Below are 22,383 nucleotides of genomic sequence, written 5' to 3' on the forward strand. Positions count from 1 at the left end.
TTCAAGGGATTCTGCACTTTGACTCCGGAGTAATGACTCGCCTTGGTAGGCAAGAGAATTACTTCAGTTCGGCCTTGGCGCCAGCTTCTTCCAGCTTCTTCTTGGCAGCTTCAGCGTCAGCCTTGGCGATGCCTTCCTTGACCGGCTTCGGTGCACCGTCAACCAGATCCTTGGCTTCCTTCAGACCCAGGCCGGTGATTTCACGGACGGCCTTGATGACGCCGACCTTGTTGGCGCCGACTTCAGCCAGCACAACGGTGAACTCGGTCTGTTCTTCAGCAGCAGCAGCGCCAGCACCAGCGCCACCGGCGGCCGGAGCAGCCATCGCGGCAGCGGAAACACCAAACTTCTCTTCGAATGCCTTGACCAGGTCATTCAGTTCCATCACGGACAGCGCGCCAACGGCTTCCAGGATGTCTTCTTTGCTAATTGCCATTTGAAACTCCTAAATTTATTTCGGTAATAACATCAGATTGGTAATGACGCGAAAGCGTCGAAACTGCAGAGCTGGGCCGCCTCAGGCGGCCGTGCCTCATGCGGCTTCGGCTTCCTTCTTGGCTGCCAGAGCAGCCAGAGCGCGCGCAAAGCCCGACACCGGAGCCTGCATCATGCCCAGGACCTGGGCCAGCAGAACTTCGCGAGACGGGATGCTTGCCAGCGAAGCCACAGCAGCCTTGTCCAGCTGCTTGCCTTCGTAGTTACCTGCCTTCACAACCAGCTTGTCGTTGGTCTTGGCAAAGTCCGACAGGACTTTGGCAGCGGCCACGGCATCTTCCGAGATCGAGTAGATCAGCGGACCGGTCAGTTGCGGGGCGAGGTCGGCAAACTTCGTGCCTTCAACAGCGCGACGAGCCAGCGTGTTTTTCAACACGCGCAGGTACACGCCTTGGGCACGCGCTTGTGCGCGCAGTTGCGTCAAGGAACCAACCTGGATGCCACGGTATTCGGCCACGACGATCGTTTGCGCAGTTGCAACCTTTGCGGAAACTTCGGCGACGACGGCCTTCTTGTCATTCAGATTGAGACTCAAGATCAACCTCCAAAAATAGTACTTGGCCACCACACAGGCATATGCCTGCTTGCCTTGCACCGGTTCGAACACGGCGTCCGACGTTTAGGAGTTCACTGCAGCATAGGGCAAAACCGAAAATGCTGCCTGAGACCACAAAACTTGCTCGGGTTCACCATCTGCGTTGGGTCAACTGAACTTTCGTACAGCCTTTTTAACTTTGGCCAGCTTGTTGCTGCCGGCTTCCGCCCAACGGTCTTTGAAGGCCTGCCGTCATCATCGAAACAACGACGACAGCCCAAAGAGATGCCCCGCTTCCAGTCGGAAACGGGGACTATATTGCTTGCTTAGGCAGCCAGGGAAGCCTGGTCCACGCGAACGCCAGCGCCCATGGTGGACGACAGAGCGATCTTGCGCAGGTACACACCCTTGCTGCTGGCCGGCTTGGCCTTGTTCAGCGCGTCGATCAGGGCCAGCAGGTTGGCCTTCAGATCAGCGTCGGTGAACGACTTGCGGCCGATGGTAGCGTGGATGATGCCCGACTTGTCGGTACGGTATTGCACCTGGCCAGCCTTGGCGTTCTTGACGGCGGTAGCGACGTCCGGGGTCACGGTGCCAACCTTCGGGTTAGGCATCAGGCCACGGGGGCCCAGGATCTGACCCAGGGTACCGACGATACGCATGGTGTCGGGCGAAGCGATGACGATGTCGAACGGCATGTCGCCGGCCTTCACGCGCTCTGCCAGATCTTCCATGCCAACCACGTCGGCGCCAGCTGCCTTGGCAGCTTCAGCCTTGTCGCCGGAAGCGAACACGGCCACGCGGACGGACTTGCCGGTACCGGCAGGCAGCACCACCGAACCACGAACGACCTGGTCCGACTTCTTGGCGTCCACGCCCAGCTGGACGGAAACGTCGATCGATTCATTGAACTTCGCGGTGGCGAATTCCTTGATCAGGGAAACGGCGTTGTCGAACGGATAGGCCTTGGTACGGTCGACCTTTTCCTTCATTGCCTTGACGCGCTTGGATACCTTAGCCATTACAGACCCTCCACCGTGATGCCCATCGAACGTGCGGAACCAGCGATGGTACGCACAGCAGCTTCCAGATCAGCAGCGGTCAGGTCCGGCTTCTTCTGGGTTGCGATCTCTTCCGCTTGCTTGCGGGTGATCTTGCCGACCTTGTCGGTATGCGGCTTGGCCGAACCCTTCTGGATACCAGCAGCCTTCTTGATCAGGATGGTCGCCGGCGGGGTCTTCATCACGAAGGTGAAGGACTTGTCCGCGAAGGCGGTGATCACGACCGGAATCGGCAGACCCGGCTCAACACCTTGAGTCTGGGCGTTGAACGCCTTGCAGAACTCCATGATGTTCAGGCCGCGCTGACCCAGCGCAGGACCGATCGGGGGGGACGGGTTCGCTTTACCAGCTGGCACTTGCAGCTTGATAAAACCAATAATCTTCTTTGCCATGATGGCTCCTTATTGATTGAGTTGTAGCGCCGGTTCGTCAGCCTTGCGGCTTTCTACTTTGGCTCCTCGGGATGCTGTATTGTCGGACGATGACTTGTCCGGTGCGCTCCAGCGGGCGCTGAAATCTTGGCAGGGAAAGGCGGGATTCCGGAGCGGGATCAGACTTTTTCCAATTGGCCGAATTCGAGTTCGACCGGGGTGGCGCGACCGAAGATGGTGACCGAGACGCGCACGCGCGACTTCTCGTAGTTCACTTCCTCGACGTTGCCGTTGAAATCGGTGAACGGGCCTTCCTTGATACGGACCATTTCGCCAACTTCGTAGAGCACCTTCGGACGGGGCTTCTCAACGCCTTCCTGCATCTGGCGGAGCAGCGAATCCACTTCGCGCTGCGGCAGCGGAGTCGGGCGATTCGACTTGCCACCGATGAAACCGGTCACCTTGGCGGTATTCTTGACCAAGTGCCAGGTTTCGTCCGTCATTTCCATCTCGACCAGGACGTAACCCGGGAAGAAACGACGTTCGGTCACCGACTTGTGACCATTCTTCATATCCACGACTTCTTCAGTCGGCACCAGGATCTGGCCGAACTGTTCTTGCATACCGGCGCGATTGATGCGCTCGGTCAGCGCGCGCTGCACGCTCTTTTCCATGCCGGAATACGCATGCACCACGTACCAGCGCTTATTTCCGGCGCCTGAAACGCTTTGCGCACCAATCGGTGCGCTGTCTTGCGTGCTATCGCTCATGTTATTTCCAGCCCAAAATTACGTCGTACAACAGGAACTCGAGCAACTTGTCCGTACCCCACAGGAAGATGGCCATGACCAGCACGAAGGCGAATACCACCGCGGTGATCTGCATGGCTTCCTTGCGGGTGGGCCAGACGACTTTCTTGGTTTCGCGGACGGATTCCTTGGCGAAACCGACAAAGCCGCGGCCTTGTGCAGAGGTCCAGGCAAACGCCACAGCCACCAGCAGACCGGCCACCAGGGCGACAGCGCGCACCGGAGTCGACTGATCAGACAACACAAAAAAACCGACCACGCCTGCAACCACAGCCACGATCGCCAGGGCGATCTTGATCTTGTCGTTGGAGGTGTTGACGGTTTGAACTGGCTGGCTAGACATATTTACTTTCAGTACCCTGCACCAGATTCGGTGGCAGGGGCGGAGGGCATCGAACCCCCAACCTTCGGTTTTGGAGACCGACGCTCTGCCAATTGAGCTACGCCCCTACAAAAACTCGCGATTGAGACACCAATGCCGCGATACGTTACGCACCGCGGCAAAGTGTTTTACAGCTTGATCTTAGTCGAAGATCTTGGCGACGACGCCGGCGCCGACGGTACGACCGCCTTCACGGATAGCGAAACGCAGACCTTCTTCCATGGCGATCGGGTTGATCAGTTGCACGGTGATCGACACGTTGTCGCCCGGCATGACCATTTCCTTGTCCTTCGGCAGTTCGATCGCACCAGTCACGTCGGTGGTACGGAAGTAGAACTGCGGACGGTAGTTGTTGAAGAACGGGGTGTGACGGCCGCCTTCGTCCTTCGACAGAACATAGATCTCGCCGGTGAAGTGCTTGTGCGGCTTGATCGAACCCGGCTTGGCCAGAACCTGGCCACGCTGCACGTCTTCACGCTTGGTGCCGCGCAGCAGCACGCCAACGTTGTCGCCAGCTTGACCTTGATCCAGCAGCTTGCGGAACATTTCCACGCCGGTGCAGGTGGTCTTCTGGGTGTCAGCGATACCGACGATTTCGATTTCTTCGCCGACCTTGACGATGCCGCGCTCAACGCGACCAGTCACCACGGTGCCGCGACCCGAGATCGAGAACACGTCTTCCACCGGCATCAGGAAGGTACCGTCAACAGCACGTTCCGGGGTCGGGATGTAGGTGTCCAGCGCTTCGGCCAGGGCCATGATCGCTTGCTCGCCCAGGGGACCGGTGTCGCCTTCCAGCGCCAGCTTGGCCGAACCCTTCACGATGGGCAGGTCGTCGCCAGGGAACTCGTACTTCGACAGCAGTTCGCGCACTTCCATTTCCACCAGTTCCAGCAGCTCTTCGTCGTCCACCATGTCAGCCTTGTTCAGGAAGACGATGATGTACGGCACGCCAACCTGGCGCGACAGCAGGATGTGTTCACGGGTCTGCGGCATCGGGCCGTCAGCGGCCGAGCACACCAGGATCGCGCCGTCCATCTGCGCGGCACCAGTGATCATGTTCTTCACATAGTCGGCGTGGCCTGGGCAGTCAACGTGCGCGTAGTGACGGTTCGCGGTTTCGTATTCGACGTGCGCGGTGTTGATGGTGATGCCGCGGGCCTTTTCTTCAGGCGCTGCGTCGATCTGGTCGTATGCCTTCGCTTCGCCGCCGAACTTCTTCGACAGAACGGTGGCGATTGCTGCGGTCAGGGTGGTCTTGCCGTGGTCAACGTGACCGATGGTGCCAACGTTCACGTGCGGCTTGGTCCGTTCAAACTTGCCTTTTGCCATCTTAGACTCCTAAATTTGATGAGAATGTCCAGGCAACACGCCCGACTGATTACTGACTTGTCAGCGATACGACGAGAAACTGGTGCCCTTGACGTGGATTGAACACGTGGCCTCTCCCTTACCAAGGGAGTGCTCTACCACTGAGCTACAAGGGCATTTTTCCGACTGCACAACAACCAAACATGCAACCGGACCAAAACTTGGAGCGGGTGAAGGGAATCGAACCCTCGTCTTAAGCTTGGAAGGCTTCAGCTCTACCATTGAGCTACACCCGCGAGGAAACAACGTTCACTTCACAACCGCCGCGTCTTTCGATCGCGCTTTACTGCAGGACTGCTTTGACTCCCGGCCTATTGGTGGAGAGGGCTGGATTCGAACCAGCGTACTCGTAAGAGGGCAGATTTACAGTCTGCTGCCATTAACCACTCGGCCACCTCTCCGTGCAGGGAACTCAAAACTATAGAGGAACATCTCTAGACTGTCAACTAAATTTTCGCTTCAGGGCTAAATATTTTATCGACTGCCGGATATTGCTCAGAGGAACGACCCGCGACGTTTTTTCGAATCTTCAGGCTTTTTGTGTCTGCGACTCAACCGGCTTTTCATTCCAGGGCGCAATTCTAGGCAACATCAGCATTCCAGGCAAGGCCAGAACGAAGCAAATCAGAAAAAAATTTAACCAGCCGGTGTCGGCGACGATATAACCGACCGAAGAATTGACGAAAGTCCGGGGTACCGCCATCAAACTGGTGAACAGGGCAAACTGCGTGGCCGTGTAGCGCGGATCGGTTTCGCGCATGATATAGGCCACAAAGGCGGTAGTGCCCAGGCCGACGCCGAAGGCCTCCAGCCCGATCACCACGGCCAGCACCGGCAGGCTGGCACCGACATGGGCCAGCCAGGCAAAGCCCAGGATGGGCACCGCCTGCAGCACGCCGAAGACCCACAGGCCGCGATTGATGCCCAGGCGCACCATCCAGATGCCACCGATGATGCCCCCGGCCACGCTGGCCCACAGGCTGGTGGTCTTGGAGACCACGCCGATCTCGGTCATCGAAAAGCCGAGGTCGATGTAGAACTTGGTCGCCAGCGCGGTCGCCATGCTGTCGCCCAGCTTATAGAGAAAGATGAAGCCCAGCACCCACAGCGCGTTGCGCCAGCCGCCACGGGCGATGAATTCGCGGAACGGCAGCACCACGGCCTCGCTCAGGCTCTTGGGCGGGGTCCCGTAGACCTCGGGTTCCTGCACCACCAGCGAGCACAGCAGCCCGGGCAGCATGAAGGCGGCGGTGATCCAGAACACGGTCGACCACGGCATCTGGTCGGCCAGCACCAGCGACAGGGCGCCGGGCACCATGCCGGAGAGCTTGTAGGCGTTGACGTGGATGGCGCTGCCCAGGCCCAGCTCGGCCTCGGGCAGGATCTCGCGCCGATAGGCGTCGATGGCGATGTCCTGGCTGGCCGAGAGAAAGGCGACCACCGAGGCCATGAAGGCAATCGTGCTGACATCAGAGAGCGGGTCCAGCATGCCCATGCCGCCGATGGCGAGGAACAGCAGCAGCTGGGTGAACACCATCCACCCGCGCCGCCGGCCCATGCCGCCGAAGTGGAAGCGGTCCATCAGCGGCGACCAGACGAACTTCCAGGTGTAGGGGAACATCACCAGCGCGAACAGCCCGAGGGTCTTCACGTTCAGGCCGGACTTGGCCAGCCAGGCCTGCAGCAGACTCAACAGGATGAACAGCGGAAGGCCGGAGGTGAAGCCGAGGAAGACGCAGATCAACATGCGCCGGTTCAGGTATTGGTGCCAGGAAGCGGCAGGTGCGGTCATGGGCGGGTCAGCTCGAAAAACGCGGGATATGAAAGAAAAAACGCCGGAGGCCAGCGATGGGGCGCTGCCGGACCGGCGTCTGCGGGGCATGTGAAGTTTATCGCCTATTTCTTGCGCAACCTGAACACCGCCAGGCTGCCGCGCCAGTTGGGCAGGTAACGCACCGGCTTGCCGTCCTTCAAGGCCACGCACTCCAGCACTTCCAGCCCGACCTGGTTGGCCAGCGCCTCGAAGTCCCTGATCGTGGCGCAGCGCAGGTTCGGCGTATCATACCACTGGTAGGGAAGGCTTCTGGAGACCGGCATGCGCCCCCGCAAGAGCGCCACCCGGTGCGGCCAGTAGGCAAAATTGGGGAAGGACACCGTCACCTCGCGCCCGACCCGGGCGATCTCGCGCAGCGTGCCTTCCACATCCTTGACCATCTGCAGCGCCGACAGGCACAGCACGGTATCGAAGGCATTGTCCTCGAACATGGCCAGGCCGCCATTCAGGTCCTGCTGGATCACCGAGACGTCGCGCGCCACGCACTTGGGTATCTGCGCATCGTCGATTTCAACGCCATAGCCGGAACAGCCCTTGTCGCTCTGCAAATAATCCAGCATCACGCCATCGCCGCAGCCCAGGTCAAGTACGTGGGTCTGCTCGCGCACCCAGTGGGCGATGAAGGCCAGGTCGGGGCGCAGCGCGCTCAATTGTTCGAAATTCATGCGCGGCCCTCCTGTTGCAATTCGTTCCAGATGCTGGCGTAGTACTCGCGCACCACCTTCATGTAGCGCGCATCGTCGAGCAGGAAAGCATCATGCCCGTGCGGCGCATCGATCTCGGCATAGCTCACGCGGCGCTTGTTGGCCACCAGCGCCTGCACCATCTCGCGGCTGCGTTCCGGCGAGAAACGCCAGTCGGTGGAGAAGGACACCAGCAGGAACCTGGCCCGGGTACGGGCGAAGGCTTTGGCCAGGTCGCCGCCGAATTCTCGCGCCGGGTCGAAGTAATCCAGTGCCTTGGTGATCAGGAGATAGGTATTGGCGTCGAAGTAGGTGGAGAACTTGTCGCCCTGGTAACGCAGGTAGGATTCGATCTCGAAGTCCACGCCGTAGCCGAACTGGTACTCGCCGGAGCGCAGGTCGCGGCCGAATTTCTCGGCCATGTCGTCATCCGACAGATAGGTGATGTGACCCACCATGCGCGCCACCCGCAGACCGTTCTTGGGGACCACGCCGTGCGCGTAGAAATCGCCGCCATGGTATTGGGGATCGGTCAGGATGGCCTGGCGGGCCACGTCGTTGAAGGCGATGTTCTGGGCCGACAGCTTGGGGGTGGACGCGATCACCAGGCAATGGCGCAGGCGATCCGGATACATCATGCTCCAGGCCAGCGCCTGCATGCCGCCCAGCGATCCGCCCATGACGGCGGCAAAGCAATCGATGCCCAGACGGTCCGCCAGACGTGCCTGGGCGTTGACCCAGTCTTCCACCGTCACCACCGGGAAATCGGCGCCATAGGGCTGGCCGGTAGCCGGATTGCGGTGCATGGGACCGGTCGAGCCGAAACAGGAGCCCAGGTTATTCACGCCGATGACGAAGAAGCGGTCGGTATCGAGCGATTTGCCGGGGCCGACCATGTTGTCCCACCAGCCCAGGTTGTCGGGGTCGTCGGCATAGACGCCGGCCACATGGTGGGAGGCATTGAGGGCGTGGCACACCAGCACGGCATTGGATTTGTCGGCATTGAGCGTGCCGTAGGTTTCATAGGTCAGCGCGTAATCGGCCAGCGCGGCGCCGCTCTGCAGCGGCAAGGGCTGGTCGAAATGCATGACCTGGGGCGATACGATTCCGATCGACATGATGTTTCTGCGTAAGTGACTCGGCGCCAGGCGATCCTTGGGGACCAGGGCTGGCGGTCGCTTCGCCGGGTTGGGCTTGAGGCCGTCTTCGGTGTGCTTGTCGCGGACAGCAAAAAGCCCGGAAGCAATGCTTGCGGGCTCACTCATCGATGGGGCTGGGGGCTGGTCTTGGGAAGAACTGCTGATCCAAGCTCGCTTTAGCCGCATTTAGATGGGATCAGGATCCCGGCGCCCGCAAGCTGAAGTTGGTCAAACCGTTCAAATCGGCGCAGTGGCGTAAGAATACCCAAGTCGGGCAAGCCCGTCAAACGGCCCTGCCCGGCCAGTGCGGCTCGGCTCAGCGTCGCCTTGCCACCTTGGCTTCGACTGCCGGCGCTTCTGCGTGCAAGGCCTGCAGTTGCGCCATGGCCGTGCTGATGGCTGAGGGTTCGGAGGCGCGCAAGACCTTCTTGACCTGCGGTTCCAGCAGGCGCAGGTCGCTGTTGAGGATCTCGTTCTTCACCGACAGGATCTGCGAGGGATGCATGGAGAATTCCAGCAAGCCCATGCCCAGCAGCAGCCGCGTCCATTTCAGGTCGCCCGCCATTTCACCGCAGACGGAGACCGGAATGCCGGCCTTGCGGCCCTGGGCGATCACCGTCGAGAGCAGGAACAGCACTGCGGGATGCAGCGGGTCGTAGAGGTGCGCCACTTCGTGATCAACGCGGTCGATGGCCAGCGTGTACTGGATCAGGTCATTGGTACCGATGGAAAGGAAGTCCAGCCGCTTGATGAACAAGGGCAGCGCCAGTGCCGCCGCAGGAATCTCGATCATGGCGCCCACCGGGATGTCCTCATCGAACTTCTGCTTGCGATCGCGCAGCTGCTGCTTGGCCTGCTCGATCATCGTCAGCGTCTGATCGATCTCGAAGGCATGCGCCATCATCGGGATGAGCAGCTTGATCGGTCCATACGCGGAAGCACGCAGGATGGCACGCAACTGCGTGAGGAACATCTGCGGCTCGGACAGGCAATAGCGGATGGCGCGCAGACCCAGGGCCGGATTCAGGGCGGTCTCCTCATCCTCGTCCAGCGGCTTGTCGGCGCCGACGTCGAGCGTACGGATGGTGACCGGCCGGCCCTTCATGGCAATGACGACCTGCTTGTACGACTCGCACTGCTCGTCCTCGGAGGGGAATTTCTCCAGATGCCCGGCGCGCCCCATGAAGAGGAATTCCGAACGGAACAGACCGATGCCCATGGCCCCCGCCTCGAAGGCCGGCGCGGCATCGCCCGGCAGTTCGATGTTGGCCAGCAGCGTGATGGGTTCGCCATCCTGGGTGATGGCCGGGGTCTTCTTCAGCCGCGAAAGCTTCTTGCGCTCGCGCAGCAGGCGCTCCTGGCGGGCACGGTACTGCGCCAGTACCAGCGGGGAGGGGTCCACGATGACCACGCCGGCATCACCATCGATGATGAGCACGTCGTCATGCTTGACCAGCACCGAGGCGTTATGCATGCCCACGGCCGCCGGAATGGCCAGGCTGCGGGCGACGATGGCGGTATGTGAATTGGGCCCGCCGAGGTCGGTGACGAAACCGGCAAAGGCGTTCCCGCGGAACTGCAGCATGTCGGCCGGCGAGATATCGTGGGCCACCACGATGATGTTGGCGGCGGCTTCTCCCGTGGGAGGGAGATGGTTGGCGCTGCCGGTCATGACCTTGAGGATGCGCTCGCCCACCTGCTGGATGTCAGCCTTGCGCTCGCGCAGGTAGGGGTCTTCGATTTCGTCGAACTGCGCCGACAATTCCTCGATCTGGGTGACCAGCGCCCACTCGGCGTTGTAGTAGCGGTGACGGATGATGTCCTGGGGCACTTCGGCCAGCATCGGGTCCGACAGGATCAGCGAATGCACATCGATGAAGGCACCCAGTTCCGGCGGCGCATCCTTGGGCAGTTCCGAACGGATGGTGTGCAGTTCCTGGTGCACTGCCTTGACGGCGCCCTTCAGGCGCGCGATCTCGGCTTCGACCTGGTCGGCCGCGATCAGGTAATGTTTGACGTCCAGTGCGGCCGGCGCCATCAAGTGCGCGCGTCCGATGGCGATGCCTTGCGACACCGCGATTCCATGTAAGCTGAAAGAAGCCATCGCGTATCTCCTGCCTGTGTTCTTATAGTCCGCCGTGTTTCCAGCGCGCGGTAGCCTGGAGCAAGTTACCGAACAAATAGCGGTTTGGCAATCGCGACCGGGGACATCGCGGCGGAGCAGTAGTGACAGGCAGCTGGGGTGAACATTGTTTCATGTCACGCAACTTGTACGTGACCGTCCTCACATCGCAAGAAGCATTCCAGCCGCGCCGCGATGTTGCGGCGCAAAACCGCGGGCGCGGTCGGAAAGGGTTACTGGCCTTCGCCGAACTTGTCGGCAATCAGCGCTTCAAGCGCCGTGCAGCATTCCTGCTCGTCGGCGCCATTGGTTTCCAGGGTCACCATGCTGCCCTTGCCGGCGGCCAGCATCATCACGCCCATGATGGACTTGGCATTGACGCGGCGCTTGTTGAAGGTGAGCCAGACTTCGCACTTGAACTTGCCGGCCAGTTGCGTGAACTTGGCCGAAGCGCGGGCATGCAGGCCAAGCTTGTTGACGATTTCGAGTTCTTTTTGAATCATGTTCCGCTTTCGTTTTTATCTTGTTGGCGCGTGCAGTCCATGACTGCAGTCCACTACAGCCACGGCGATGGATCAGGCCGACGCTGCCACGCGGATGCGATTGTCGATCCGCACTGCACCATTCTGCCCCCCCGCCAACGCCATTTCAACCACCACATCCAGCGTGTCATTGCGATAGGTCAGAGCCCGCAGCAGCATCGGCAGGCTGATGCCTGCAATCACCTGGACGTTGCCCAGACCGCACAGGAAGCCCGTACAGTTGGAGGGCGTGCCGCCCATGACATCGGTGATGACCAGCACGCCGCTGCCATCATCAAGGCGACCTACCGCCTCGATGGCGAGTTTTTGCACTTCAGCCGGGTTCTGGTCGGCGATCACGTCGATCGCCTCCATCCGTTCGGGACGGCCGCGGAAGACGTGTGTAGCGGCGGCCAGGAAAGCTTGCCCCAGCGGGGCGTGCGTCAAGAGAAGAATACCAACCATGGATTTGTTGCCATCTGATGCGACGCGCTTTTCCCCGAGCAGCCCGTCATGCTCTGCCGATCCCATTATCCGATCGACCCTGTTGTTTCTGCTGCCCCTGCGGCTGCCTCCAGTGCGTCCACGAACATCGCTGCCACGTCAAACCCGGTCTGCTGGGTGATTTCCTGGAAGCAGGTCGGACTGGTCACGTTGATCTCGGTGAGATAGTCGCCGATGGCGTCCAATCCTACCAGCAACAGGCCACGTTCATACAGGACAGGACCCAGCGCCTCGCCGATCTCGATATCCCGCGCCGATGCCGGCTGCGCACGGCCCAGACCACCGACGGCCAGATTGCCGCGCACCTCGTTGCCCTGCGGAATGCGTGCCAGCACGTTGGGCACCACCTTGCCGCCGATCAACAGGATGCGCTTGTCGCCTGCGCTGATCTGAGGAATGAAACGTTGCGCCATGATCGTGCGTTGACCGTTGTCGGTCAGGGTCTCAATGATGGAGCCCAGATTCATGCCATCGGCCTTGACGCGGAAGATGCCCATGCCACCCATGCCATCCAGGGGCTTGAGGATCACGTCCTGGTGCTCACCGTGGAAATCGCGCAGGCGCTTGGCATCCCGCGTGACCAAAGTCGGCGCGGTGTATTGCGGGAACTGGGCGATGGCCAGCTTCTCGTTGTGGCTACGGATGGCCGCCGGCTTGTTGAACACCCGCGCACCCTGCTTCTCGGCCAGCTCCAGCAGATAGGTGCTGTAGATGTACTCCATGTCGAAGGGCGGGTCCTTGCGTACGATCACCGCATCAAATTCGGAGAGGAAAGATGCGGCCGGCTTGTCGGCCCGGTACCAGTCATCGGCATCACCGGTCAGCGTCACCTTGAAGGCATTGGCGGTCACCAGTCCGCTTTCCAGCACCAGGTCGCCCTGTTCGAAGGCATAGATGACGTGACCACGACGCGCGGCTTCGCGCATCATGGCAAAGGTGGAATCCTTGTACGTCTTGAACGTATCCAGAGGATCGGCGAGGAAAGCGATTTTCATGAGGCTGGGGTCCTGTTGGGCCAGGCGCGGGCCCGATATTAATAAACTTCCGGGTTGGGATCGGTCTTTTCCATCTCCACCGATGCCGCCAGCAGCGCCAGTCGCGCCACCACGCCATACATGTAGAAACGGTTGGGCGCGGCCGTCCCCGGCTTGGCGTGCATGTCCGGCAAGGCGTGCTGCTGGGCGAAGGCCAGCGGCACGAAATGCGCGCCGGGCGCATTGAGGTTCTCGTTGACGTCGCGGTCGGCATGCACGCGGTAGAAACCACCCACCACGTAGCGATCGATCATATAAACCACCGGTTCGGCGACCGACTGGTTGATGCGTTCGAAGGAATGCACGCCTTCCTGCACGATCACCTCCGACACCTCCAGCCCTTCCTTGCCGGCGGCCAGCATGCCGGTGCGCTGCTTGCGGTTGAGGTCCTTGATCTCGCTGGCGTCCTTGACGGCCATGATACCCATGCCATAGGTGCCGGCATTGGCCTTGACGAAGACGAAGGGCTGTTCCTTGATGCCGTATTCCTTGTACTTCTTGCGGATCTTCGAGAGCAGCGAGGAGACGCTGTCAGCCAGTGCGTCGGTGCCGCTGTTGTCCTGGAAGTCGATGTCGCCGACCTTGGCGAAGAGCGGATTGAGCATCCAGGGGTCGACTTCCACCATCTTGGAAAACTTCTTCACCACCTCATCATAGGCAGCGAAGTGATTGCTCTTGCGACGCATCGCCCATCCGGCATGCAGCGGCGGCAGCACACTCTGTTCGTGCAGGCCTTCCAGCACCGAGGGAATGCCGATGGACAGGTCGTTGTTGAGCAGCACCGTACAGGGGTCGAAATTCTTCAGGCCGAGGCGGCGACCATTGGCCGAGCGCTCCAGCGGCTCCAGGGTGATCTGGGTGCCGTCGGGCAACTCGATGTGCTGTGGCTTGGTCACGCCCGGCGCCAGGGTACCCAGGCGCACGTTCAGGCCGGTCTGGCGGAAGATCTGCATCAGCCGGCCGATGTTTTGCAGGTAGAAGGTGTTGCCGGGCTGGTTTTCCGGGATCAGCAGCAGATTGCGCGCATCCGGACAGTATTTCTCGATGGCCGCCATGGCCGCCTGCACCGCCAGCGGCAGCATTTCCGGCGACAGGTTGTTGAAACCGCCCGGGAACAGGTTGGTATCGACCGGGGCCAGCTTGAAGCCGGCGTTGCGCAGATCGACCGAGCAGTAGAAGGGCGGCGTATGTTCCTGCCACTCCATGCGGAACCAGCGTTCGATGGCCGGCGTGGCGCCCAGGATTTTCTTCTCCAGCTCCAGCAGGGGACCATTCAGAGCGGTGACGAGATGCGGGACCATATGAAACCTTAACGAGATGTAAATGCCGGCAGCGAGTGACGATTTTAGCGGATTCCTGAATCCGTGTTGCGACGCGGTAGAACCCATCGGGTTGCGCTGTTGCCATTTCAGCCACGCCCCACGACCGGCCACGGTCGCTGCAAGGGCGTGGCTGGGAGACTCCAGATGGCGATGATGAAGGTATTTTAAAGAGCCCGAGTCAAATAGTCGGGAATTATTGCGCGGCGATGCAAAAGCGCATCACCGAATGCATTGCCATGTAGAAATCTTCCTGTCGGGTGCCTCTCTGGGCAGGTTTAAGCGTCCAAGAATGAAAAAAGGCGCCCGAAGGCGCCTTATAAAGAGGCCGTTTCCAACCCCGAAGGAATACTGCAGACTCAGTACAGCTGATGCTTAGTGGTAAGCCGATTCGCCGTGGCTGGAGATATCCAGGCCTTCGCGCTCTTCCTCTTCGGTCACACGCAGACCGATGACGACGTCGACGATCTTGTAGGCGATGAAGGAGACCACGCCCGACACCACCACGGTGGTCAGCACGCCCTGGAACTGGATCCAGACCTGGCCGCCGATGGAGTAGTCAGGAGCGACGGCATTGGCGACGTAGTCGTAGATGCCGGTGCCGCCCAGGCTCGGTGCAGCGAACACACCGGTCAGGATGGCACCCAGGATGCCGCCCACACCGTGCACGCCGAACACGTCCAGCGCATCGTCGGAACCCAGCAGCTTCTTCAGGCCGCTGACACCCCACAGGCACAGCAGGCCAGCCAGCAGGCCCATGACCACGGCGCCGATGACACCCACGAAGCCCGCCGCCGGGGTGATCGCCACCAGACCGGCGACAGCACCCGAAGCAGCACCCAGCATGGAGGGCTTGCCCTTGCCGATCCATTCGCCGAAGCTCCAGGACAGCACGGCCGCAGCAGTTGCCAGGATGGTGTTGACGAAGGCCAGGGCAGCACCGCCGTTGGCTTCCAGACCGGAGCCGGCGTTGAAGCCGAACCAGCCGAACCACAGCAGCGAGGCGCCGACCATGGTCAGGGTCAGGCTATGCGGCTTGAAGGCTTCCTTGCCGAAACCGATACGCTTGCCGATCACGTAGGAACCGACCAGGCCAGCGATAGCCGCGTTGATGTGCACCACGGTGCCACCGGCGTAATCCAGCGCGCCCTTCTGGAACAACCAACCCGAGATGGCAGTCGCTTTTTCAGCGGCCGCAGCGTCGGTGAAGGCGTCCGGACCCGGCCAGAACCAGACCATGTGTGCCATCGGCAGGTAAGAGAAGGTGAACCACAGGATCGAGAACAGGATCACGGCGGAGAACTTCACACGCTCGGCGAAGGAACCGATGATCAGCGCCACGGTGATGGCTGCGAACGCCCCCTGGAAGGCGACGAACACCAGTTCCGGAATCACTACGCCCTTGCTGAAGGTACCGGTATTGGAGTCACCGGTCAGGCCATGCAGGAACAATCGGTCGAAGCCGCCGAAGAATGCTCCGCCCTCGGTGAACGCGATGCTGTAGCCGTAGACGAACCACAGGATGTAGATCAGCGAGAAGATCATGAAGCACTGCATCAGCACCGACAACATGTTCTTGCTGCGCACCAGGCCGCCGTAGAACAGGCCCAGGCCTGGCAGGGTCATGAGAATGACGAAGGCGGTGCAGACCAGCATCCAGGCGGTATCGCCCTTGTTGGGCACCGGTGCCGGTGCGGCTGCAGCCGCCGCCGGGGCAGCAGGTGCAGCAGCGGCCGGAGCCGCGGCTTCAGCCTTGGGGGCAGCCGGAGCCGCCGCCGCCGGGGCAGCGGCAGTAGCCGCTGCAGCTTCGGGCTTGGGCGCGTCCTGCGCCTGGGCCGGAGCGGTAAAACCTACCGCCAACAACAGCGCGCCAATGGCGAGCGCGCCGGAAAACATTTTCTTCATGCTCATTGGAATTCCCCTTTTTTTACAGAGCGTCTTTGCCGGTTTCGCCGGTACGGATACGGATCACATCCAACAGATCCTGGACGAAGATCTTGCCGTCACCGATCTTGCCGGTGCGGGCTGCGGTCTCGATGGCTTCCAGCGCGCGCTCGACGATGGCGTCGTCCACCGCTGCCTCGATCTTGGTCTTGGGCAGGAAATCGACCACATACTCGGCGCCACGATAGAGCTCCGTGTGGCCTTTCTGACGACCGAAGCCCTTGACTTCGGTCACGGTGATGCCTTGCACACCGATCGCGGAGAGGGCTTCACGCACCTCGTCCAACTTGAACGGTTTGATGATCGCTGTGATCAGTTTCATACGAACCTCTTGTTAGAAAGTTTTGCTGATGGAGACGACAACACCATTCTTGCCGACGTTCTTGGCACCGTCCGATTGCGGAGTGGTGGCGAAACCGTCTTTCATGTCGGTACCGACATAGGCCACCCCCAGGGTGATACCGGCAGCCTCGTCGAAGGTCTTCGACAGACCGATCTTCCAGTCGGTATAGCTGGCGTCGCTGGGGTTGCCACGCACGCTCTGGTGACCGACATGCAGACCCAGCATCACACCGTAGAAGGTCTCGATGTTGGCGCCCAGGTCGTAGTACTGGCTGTATTTGCTGTTGACCGCGCCGAACAGGTTGGTCAACGATTGCGAATACTTGAAGTAGGCCGGGCCGTAGCCGAGCTGGCCATACAGTTCGAAGGTATTGGCATTCTTCAGGCCGGAATTGGCCAGGGTGTTGCCCGGGTAGTAGTAGTACAGGCCGCCGACGTCATAGGTGAAGCCGCCGCCGATGTCACCACGCTTGCCGCCGTAGATATCCCACTCGACGTTGCCCTTGGTGTCGGTACCGGTCAGGGCACCGGCATCCTTGATCCACTTGATGTTGGTCAGCCAGGTGCCGGCGTAGAGACCGGTCGGGTTGTGCGTGTAATCAGCGCCAACCTGCAGGGCCGGGTCGAAACGCGTCTGGGTCAGGCCACGGTAGCGGTAATCGCTCACGATCGCGGCGTTGAAGCTCAATTCGTTGTCTGGCTTGGCGTCCTCTGCACGGGCCACGGTAGAAACGAAGGATGCTGCGATGGCTGTTGCAAGAATCAGTTTCTTCATGACTTTCCCTCTGGTTTGTGTTTAACAGTTAAGTCTTTTAGTCTTTTGCCCAAACCATGTAGCAGGAGCCGTGCCATGTCCTTTCGGCAAGGCAGACTTGTGTTTTTGCTGTAAAGCGGAGATTTGCAACGATTTTTTTCGATACCAGCTTCAAAATAGTGCACCGGAAGCGAAAATGCACGACTGTGGTGCGATATTGATTGCTTTTTGATAATCCTGCGTCAAACGAGGCAAACACATTTTGGTGCGTGGGCCCGGGGCGAAGCCAAAGTCACCAAGTCGGCGCATTTCCTGAAGGAAAATTCTTCACTTTCCGGCACCCGCTCGCAAAAAAACGGTCTCATCATGGCATCGCGTTTTGAGGATGGCTGCGAAACCGCTAAACTTGCAGCTTAGCTATCTGCCAAGGAGATCCGACATGGACAAGCCCCCATTTTTTGAAGACCTGCAATCCAAGATCAACAAGGCGATCGAGAATTCTCCGGCCAAGGACATCGAGAAGAACGTCAAGGCCATGCTGAGCCAGGGTTTTGCCAAGCTGGACCTGGTCACGCGCGAGGAATTCGACATCCAGGCCCAGGTGCTGGCCAAGACCCGCGCCCGCCTGGAAGCGCTGGAAGCGCGTGTTGCCGAGCTTGAGGCTCAGCAAAAACAGACCCCATGACCCTGGCGACGACCTTCTCTTCCTTTCCTCCCCCTCCCCTTTTCCCTTCCAGCACACTGCCGGGCTCGTTGCGATGAGCCTGGCGGTCTTGTGCAGCCGCGCCCTGGCCGGCATGGCCGCCCCGCCGGTGACGGTGGAGGTGCATCTGGCCAATGGCCTGCCGGCCTTCACCATCGTCGGTCTTCCCGAGGCCGAGGTGAAGGAAGCCAAGGACCGCGTCCGGGCGGCTTTGCAGAATGCCCGGTTCGAATTCCCGGCGCGTCGCATCACGGTCAACCTGGCGCCAGCCGAACTCCCCAAGGAATCAGGTCGCTTCGACCTGGCCATCGCACTGGGCATCCTGGCGGCCTCGGGGCAAATTCCCTCGGACCAGCTGGATGACTACGAATACGCAGGCGAACTGTCGCTGTCGGGCCAGTTGCGGCCGATCCGCGGGGCCTTGGCGATGACCTGCGCCATGCAGCACAGCAGCGGGCCGGATAGCCGGCAACGGGCCTTCATCCTGCCGGCGGCCAACGCCGACGAAGCGGCACTGGTCGAGCAGGCGACCATCCTGCCGGCCGGGTCACTGCTGGACGTGTGTGCGCACTTCAGTGCCCGCGACGACAAGGCGCGCCTGCAGCGGTACCGGGCACGGCCAGACAGTCAGCGCCCGGTGTATCCGGATTTCAGCGACATCAAGGGGCAATCTCAGGCCAGGAGGGCCATGGAGGTCGCAGCGGCCGGCGGCCACAGCATCCTGCTGGTCGGGCCACCCGGTGCAGGCAAATCCATGCTGGCCACGCGTTTTGCCGGCATCCTGCCACCCATGAGCGAAGCGCAGGCACTGGAATCGGCAGCCGTGCAATCGCTGGCCGGCCATTTCGACATCGCCCGCTGGAAGCAGCGACCTTTTCGCGCGCCACATCACACTGCCTCAGCGGTAGCCCTGGTCGGTGGCGGCGGCACGCCTCGGCCCGGTGAAATTTCACTGGCCCATCATGGCGTCCTGTTCCTGGACGAAATCGCCGAATACCCGCGCAGCGTGCTCGATGTGCTGCGTCAGCCGATGGAGTCGGGTCACATCGTCATTTCACGGGCGGCGCGCCAGGCGGAGTTTCCGGCGCGCTTCCAGCTGGTAGCCGCCATGAACCCCTGCCCATGCGGCTTCTACGCGGACCCTTCCGGCCGCTGCCGTTGCACGCCGGAGCTGGTCAAACGCTACCAGCAGCGCCTGTCCGGCCCCCTTCTGGATCGCATCGACATGCAGTTGCAGGTGGCGGCACTGACGCCGACAGAGCTGGGCGCGCCTGGCCAGGGGGAATCCAGCGATACCATCGCAGCGCGGGTGGCGGGCGCGGCCGAGCGGCAATGGCAGCGCCAGGGGATGCTCAACAGTCAGTTGAGCGGCAGCGCGGTGGACCGGTATTGCGAGCCCGGCACCGACGGCGCGCAACTGCTGCTGCAGGCCATGGTCCGCTTGCAGTGGTCGGCCCGGGCCTATCACCGCGTGCTGCGGCTGGCGCGCACCATCGCCGATCTGGCCGGCGCGCCCGCCATCCAGGCAGCCCACGTCGCCGAAGCCATCCAGTACCGTCGCGCAATCCATACTGGATAAGCCCCACGGTCTGTTGCGATGGTGGGGCGGCGGCTCTGTATCTTTTGGGCCCGCCCTGACCGGGCTAGTCTGTACCTGCTGGAGTGGCGATGACGCCGCTCGCGTCATTTCCGAAAAGAGCCCGCCCATGCCCACCACCTCCACCCTGCTTGCCTTCGGCGCGATCTGCCTGGGCATGGTGCTCACACCCGGCCCCAACATGCTCTATCTGGTCTCGCGCTCAGTCTGCCAGGGGCGCAAGGCCGGCCTGATCTCGCTGGCGGGCATCGCCCTGGGGCTGGTCTTCTATATGCTCTGTGCCGCAGGCGGTATCACCGCGCTGGTGATGGCGGTGCCGCTGGCCTATGACGCGCTACGCCTGGGTGGGGCGGCCTATCTGCTCTACCTGGCCTGGCAGGCAGTCCGCCCGGGCGGACGCTCGCCGTTCGCCCTGCGCGAACTGCCACCGGACAGTCCACGCAAGCTCTTTGCCATGGGCCTGGTGACCAGCCTGCTCAATCCCAAGATCGCCGTGATGTACTTGTCCCTGCTACCGCAGTTCATCCATCCGGGCCAGGGTAGCGTGCTGGGACAATCACTCGCGCTGGGGATGACCCAGATCGTGGTGGGCGTGAGTGTCAATGCCATGATCACGCTCTCGGCGGCGTCCATCTCGGCCTTGCTGGCTGCGCGCCCCGGCTGGCAGCTGGTGCAACGCTGGCTGATGGGGACGGTACTGGCGGGGCTGGCCTTGCGCATGATGATGGAAAGCCGCCGCTAGGGTTGTCCTCAGCGCACCGGCATGATGCGCCGTACGAACGCCACCAGGATCAGCACCAGCGCCGCCAGTCCCAACCATTGTCCGGTGGACTCGAAGTCGCCCGACACCAGCGCCAGCGGCGCATCCTTGCCGGTGAAGCCGATCACGGCCGCCAGCAGCACCCCGACCAGGCTTTCGCCGACGATCAGGCCGGAAGCCACCAGGATGCCGCGCTGGCGCGGCTTGTCGGCATAGGCATCGAACTCAGCTCCGGCCGCCCGGGCGCGGCTTCTCAGGCCGCGCTCGATCAGCCAGCCCAATACCGCCCCGAGGAACAGTGCGCTGCTGACCATCGGCGGCAGATAGATGCCGATACCCACCGCCAGTACCGGCAAGCGCGCCACACCGCCGCGGCGCGCCAGCAGCCAGTCGATCACGATCAACACGATGCCCAGCAACACACCCACGCCCAGCATGCTCCAGTTCAGCTCACGGGTGAAGATGCCGGTGGCAATGGCCGTCATCAGGGTCGCTTGCGGTGCCGCCAGCGCCTGTGCCGCATCCATGCCAGCTCTCGGCAAGGCGCCGGTGAAACCGTAGGCGTTGTACAGCAGGTTCAGTACCGGCGGGATGATCAGCGCGCCCACCACGCAACCGACCAGCAACGCCACCTGCTGGCGCCATGGCGTGGCACCGACCAGTTGGCCTGTCTTGAGATCCTGCAGGTTGTCGTTGGCGATGGCGGCCACGGCAATGATGGCGGCCGTCACGAACAAGGCCACGGCAATGGCCAGCTTGCTGCCTTCAGGCGTGGCCAGCAGCGGATCGACCGCCCCCGAGACCAGCAACAGGACCGACACCAGGATCACGGCAACGATGCCGATGCCGGAAATCGGGCTGGACGAGGAGCCGATCAGCCCGGCCATGTAGCCGCAGGCCGCCGCCACCAGGAAACCGAACACGAAGGCGAAGACCACCGCATAGACGACCAGTCCGGCGAACAGGGCCGGCGTCACCGGCGTACCCGAGAGAAAAGAGGCAAACACCACCGCCAGCAACGCGATCATGGCCAGGCTGATGACGATGATCCAGCGCGGCGACATGTCCTGATCGGTGCGCTCGGTGCTGCCCTGCTGACGTCGCGCCAGCGTCGACAACGAGGCCCGGACGCCTTCCAGCATGGGCTTGAAGAGCGTGATCAGGGTCCAGATCGCGGCCACGCCGATCATGCCGGCGCCAATGAAGCGCACCTGGCTTTTCCAGAGCCCGTTGGCGAAGTCGGACAGCGCCACACCGGCGGCATGTGGAGTCACGGCAGTCAGGTAAGGCACGGCCACGCCCCAGGCCAGGATCATGCCGATCAGGATGGCAATGCCGGAGACGATACCGATCATGTAGCCCGCGCCCACCAGTGCCAGAGAAAAGCCCATCGTCAGCCGTACCACCGAGGCACCGGCTGTGAACCACAGGCTGATGCTCTCGGCAAACAGCTTCAGGCCGCTGGCGATCACGCTGAAGGCAGCGGCCAGGGCGCCGCCGAAGAGGATGTCCCGCAGCCCGCGGCGCGTCTCCTCGCCGCCATCGGCGTCGGCGCTGCCTACCCGCAGGATTTCGGCCGCCGCCACGCCCTCGGGATAGGGCAGCGCACTTTGCACCACCATCACCCGCCGCAGCGGGATGGAAAACATCACGCCCAGCATGCCGCCGGCGGCACAGATGCCCAGCGTCTGCAGGAAAGGGAAGCCCTGCCAGTGCCCCATCATGACGAGGCCCGGAAGGATGAAGATGATCGAGGACAGGGTACCGGCCGCCGAGGCCTGGGTCTGCACCATGTTGTTTTCGAGGATGTTGGCATTGCTGAACAGACGCAGCACCGCCATCGAGATCACCGCGGCAGGAATCGCCGACGAGAAGGTGAGGCCGACCTTCAGCCCGAGATAGACGTTGGAGGCGGTAAACACTACCGTGATCAGCGCGCCCAGCAGCATGCCGCGTAGCGTCAGTTCCGGCAGGCTGGTTTGGTTGTCGTTTTGCATAGCCGTAGAGGGTTCCGTTGGGATGCGTTCTTATACCGCAAGAATTGCCGGCCGGCCATCAGACAATGGCGCATTTTCAGCGGCCCAGGCTGCGCCTGATGCCTTT

At 61.6% G+C, this 22,383-nt stretch carries 22 protein-coding genes and 4 tRNA genes; 3 read left to right on the top strand and 23 right to left on the bottom strand.

Annotated elements, in window-relative coordinates; genetic code table 11:
• Nucleotides 1-58 precede the first annotated feature (58 nt).
• The 22 genes from rplL to I5R65_RS20775 form a co-directional block, all read right to left on the bottom strand.
• Nucleotides 59-436: a 50S ribosomal protein L7/L12 gene (gene rplL / locus I5R65_RS20670; protein WP_196872258.1), complete on the bottom strand. Its 378-nt coding sequence runs from the start codon at nucleotides 434-436 to the stop codon at nucleotides 59-61.
• 96 nt (nucleotides 437-532) lie between these two features.
• On the bottom strand, nucleotides 533-1,030 hold the full coding sequence (rplJ, locus tag I5R65_RS20675) for a 50S ribosomal protein L10 (RefSeq protein ID WP_196872259.1): 498 nt from the start codon (nucleotides 1,028-1,030) through the stop codon (nucleotides 533-535).
• A gap of 326 nt (nucleotides 1,031-1,356) precedes the next feature.
• Nucleotides 1,357-2,052: a 50S ribosomal protein L1 gene (rplA, locus tag I5R65_RS20680; RefSeq protein WP_196872260.1), complete on the bottom strand. Its 696-nt coding sequence runs from the start codon at nucleotides 2,050-2,052 to the stop codon at nucleotides 1,357-1,359.
• The gene (rplK, locus tag I5R65_RS20685) at nucleotides 2,052-2,483 is read right to left on the bottom strand and encodes a 50S ribosomal protein L11 (protein ID WP_007875265.1); all 432 of its coding nucleotides are present in this window, start codon (nucleotides 2,481-2,483) and stop codon (nucleotides 2,052-2,054) included. The genes rplA and rplK overlap by 1 nt, the downstream gene beginning before the upstream one ends.
• A gap of 158 nt (nucleotides 2,484-2,641) precedes the next feature.
• Entirely contained in the window at nucleotides 2,642-3,232 is a 591-nt protein-coding gene (nusG, locus tag I5R65_RS20690) for a transcription termination/antitermination protein NusG (RefSeq protein WP_006465499.1), read from the bottom strand.
• Between the two features lies 1 nt (nucleotide 3,233).
• Nucleotides 3,234-3,614: a preprotein translocase subunit SecE gene (gene secE, locus I5R65_RS20695; protein WP_006465500.1), complete on the bottom strand. Its 381-nt coding sequence runs from the start codon at nucleotides 3,612-3,614 to the stop codon at nucleotides 3,234-3,236.
• A 31-nt stretch (nucleotides 3,615-3,645) separates the two neighbouring features.
• Nucleotides 3,646-3,721: transfer RNA gene (locus I5R65_RS20700), tRNA-Trp, on the bottom strand.
• 73 nt (nucleotides 3,722-3,794) lie between these two features.
• Nucleotides 3,795-4,985 carry an elongation factor Tu gene (gene tuf / locus I5R65_RS20705; RefSeq protein ID WP_077234960.1) on the bottom strand — a complete coding sequence of 397 codons (1,191 nt, stop codon included), beginning with the start codon at nucleotides 4,983-4,985 and terminating at the stop codon, nucleotides 3,795-3,797.
• Between the two features lie 80 nt (nucleotides 4,986-5,065).
• Nucleotides 5,066-5,140, bottom strand: a tRNA-Thr gene (locus I5R65_RS20710).
• Between the two features lie 46 nt (nucleotides 5,141-5,186).
• Nucleotides 5,187-5,260: transfer RNA gene (locus I5R65_RS20715), tRNA-Gly, on the bottom strand.
• A gap of 79 nt (nucleotides 5,261-5,339) precedes the next feature.
• Nucleotides 5,340-5,425 (bottom strand) — tRNA-Tyr (locus tag I5R65_RS20720).
• Nucleotides 5,426-5,553: 128 nt separating this feature from the next.
• Complete coding sequence (locus I5R65_RS20725) at nucleotides 5,554-6,816, bottom strand: AmpG family muropeptide MFS transporter (RefSeq protein WP_196872261.1); 1,263 nt, start codon at nucleotides 6,814-6,816, stop codon at nucleotides 5,554-5,556.
• A 104-nt stretch (nucleotides 6,817-6,920) separates the two neighbouring features.
• Entirely contained in the window at nucleotides 6,921-7,523 is a 603-nt protein-coding gene (gene metW / locus I5R65_RS20730; RefSeq protein ID WP_196872262.1) for a methionine biosynthesis protein MetW, read from the bottom strand.
• Entirely contained in the window at nucleotides 7,520-8,659 is a 1,140-nt protein-coding gene (locus I5R65_RS20735) for a homoserine O-acetyltransferase (RefSeq protein ID WP_196872263.1), read from the bottom strand. The genes metW and I5R65_RS20735 overlap by 4 nt, the downstream gene beginning before the upstream one ends.
• A 337-nt stretch (nucleotides 8,660-8,996) precedes the next feature.
• Complete coding sequence (gene ptsP, locus I5R65_RS20740; protein ID WP_196872264.1) at nucleotides 8,997-10,784, bottom strand: phosphoenolpyruvate--protein phosphotransferase; 1,788 nt, start codon at nucleotides 10,782-10,784, stop codon at nucleotides 8,997-8,999.
• Between the two features lie 251 nt (nucleotides 10,785-11,035).
• Entirely contained in the window at nucleotides 11,036-11,305 is a 270-nt protein-coding gene (locus I5R65_RS20745; RefSeq protein WP_196872265.1) for an HPr family phosphocarrier protein, read from the bottom strand.
• A gap of 72 nt (nucleotides 11,306-11,377) precedes the next feature.
• A complete protein-coding gene (locus tag I5R65_RS20750) occupies nucleotides 11,378-11,854 on the bottom strand; it encodes a PTS sugar transporter subunit IIA (protein WP_102664096.1) in 477 nt (158 codons plus the stop codon).
• Nucleotides 11,854-12,822 carry a glutathione synthase gene (gshB, locus tag I5R65_RS20755; protein WP_196872266.1) on the bottom strand — a complete coding sequence of 323 codons (969 nt, stop codon included), beginning with the start codon at nucleotides 12,820-12,822 and terminating at the stop codon, nucleotides 11,854-11,856. Before gshB ends, I5R65_RS20750 begins: the two co-directional genes overlap by 1 nt.
• A 38-nt stretch (nucleotides 12,823-12,860) precedes the next feature.
• A complete protein-coding gene (gene gshA, locus I5R65_RS20760; RefSeq protein WP_196872267.1) occupies nucleotides 12,861-14,162 on the bottom strand; it encodes a glutamate--cysteine ligase in 1,302 nt (433 codons plus the stop codon).
• 393 nt (nucleotides 14,163-14,555) lie between these two features.
• The gene (locus tag I5R65_RS20765; RefSeq protein WP_196872268.1) at nucleotides 14,556-16,091 is read right to left on the bottom strand and encodes an ammonium transporter; all 1,536 of its coding nucleotides are present in this window, start codon (nucleotides 16,089-16,091) and stop codon (nucleotides 14,556-14,558) included.
• Between the two features lie 16 nt (nucleotides 16,092-16,107).
• Nucleotides 16,108-16,446 (bottom strand): P-II family nitrogen regulator, encoded by a 339-nt coding sequence (locus I5R65_RS20770; RefSeq protein WP_006713297.1) that lies wholly within the window; start codon nucleotides 16,444-16,446, stop codon nucleotides 16,108-16,110.
• A gap of 12 nt (nucleotides 16,447-16,458) precedes the next feature.
• Nucleotides 16,459-17,241, bottom strand: coding sequence for a TorF family putative porin (locus I5R65_RS20775; RefSeq protein WP_196872269.1), 783 nt, complete (start codon nucleotides 17,239-17,241; stop codon nucleotides 16,459-16,461).
• A gap of 418 nt (nucleotides 17,242-17,659) precedes the next feature.
• Between I5R65_RS20775 and I5R65_RS20780 the strand changes: the two genes are divergently transcribed.
• The 3 genes from I5R65_RS20780 to I5R65_RS20790 all read left to right on the top strand — a co-directional run bounded on the left by I5R65_RS20780 (nucleotide 17,660) and on the right by I5R65_RS20790 (nucleotide 20,262).
• Nucleotides 17,660-17,905, top strand: a complete 246-nt coding sequence (locus I5R65_RS20780; protein WP_006713294.1) for an accessory factor UbiK family protein — start codon at nucleotides 17,660-17,662, stop codon at nucleotides 17,903-17,905.
• Nucleotides 17,906-17,978: 73 nt separating this feature from the next.
• Nucleotides 17,979-19,502: a YifB family Mg chelatase-like AAA ATPase gene (locus I5R65_RS20785; protein WP_196872270.1), complete on the top strand. Its 1,524-nt coding sequence runs from the start codon at nucleotides 17,979-17,981 to the stop codon at nucleotides 19,500-19,502.
• A 127-nt stretch (nucleotides 19,503-19,629) separates the two neighbouring features.
• The gene (locus tag I5R65_RS20790; protein WP_196872271.1) at nucleotides 19,630-20,262 is read left to right on the top strand and encodes a LysE family translocator; all 633 of its coding nucleotides are present in this window, start codon (nucleotides 19,630-19,632) and stop codon (nucleotides 20,260-20,262) included.
• Between the two features lie 8 nt (nucleotides 20,263-20,270).
• Here the strand turns inward: I5R65_RS20790 and I5R65_RS20795 are convergent, their stop codons facing one another.
• Nucleotides 20,271-22,277 carry an OPT family oligopeptide transporter gene (locus I5R65_RS20795; RefSeq protein ID WP_196872272.1) on the bottom strand — a complete coding sequence of 669 codons (2,007 nt, stop codon included), beginning with the start codon at nucleotides 22,275-22,277 and terminating at the stop codon, nucleotides 20,271-20,273.
• Between the last annotated feature and the right edge of the window lie 106 nt (nucleotides 22,278-22,383).

The sequence above is a fragment of the Herbaspirillum sp. AP02 genome (assembly GCF_015767275.1).
Taxonomy (GTDB): Bacteria; Pseudomonadota; Gammaproteobacteria; order Burkholderiales; family Burkholderiaceae_D; genus Herbaspirillum.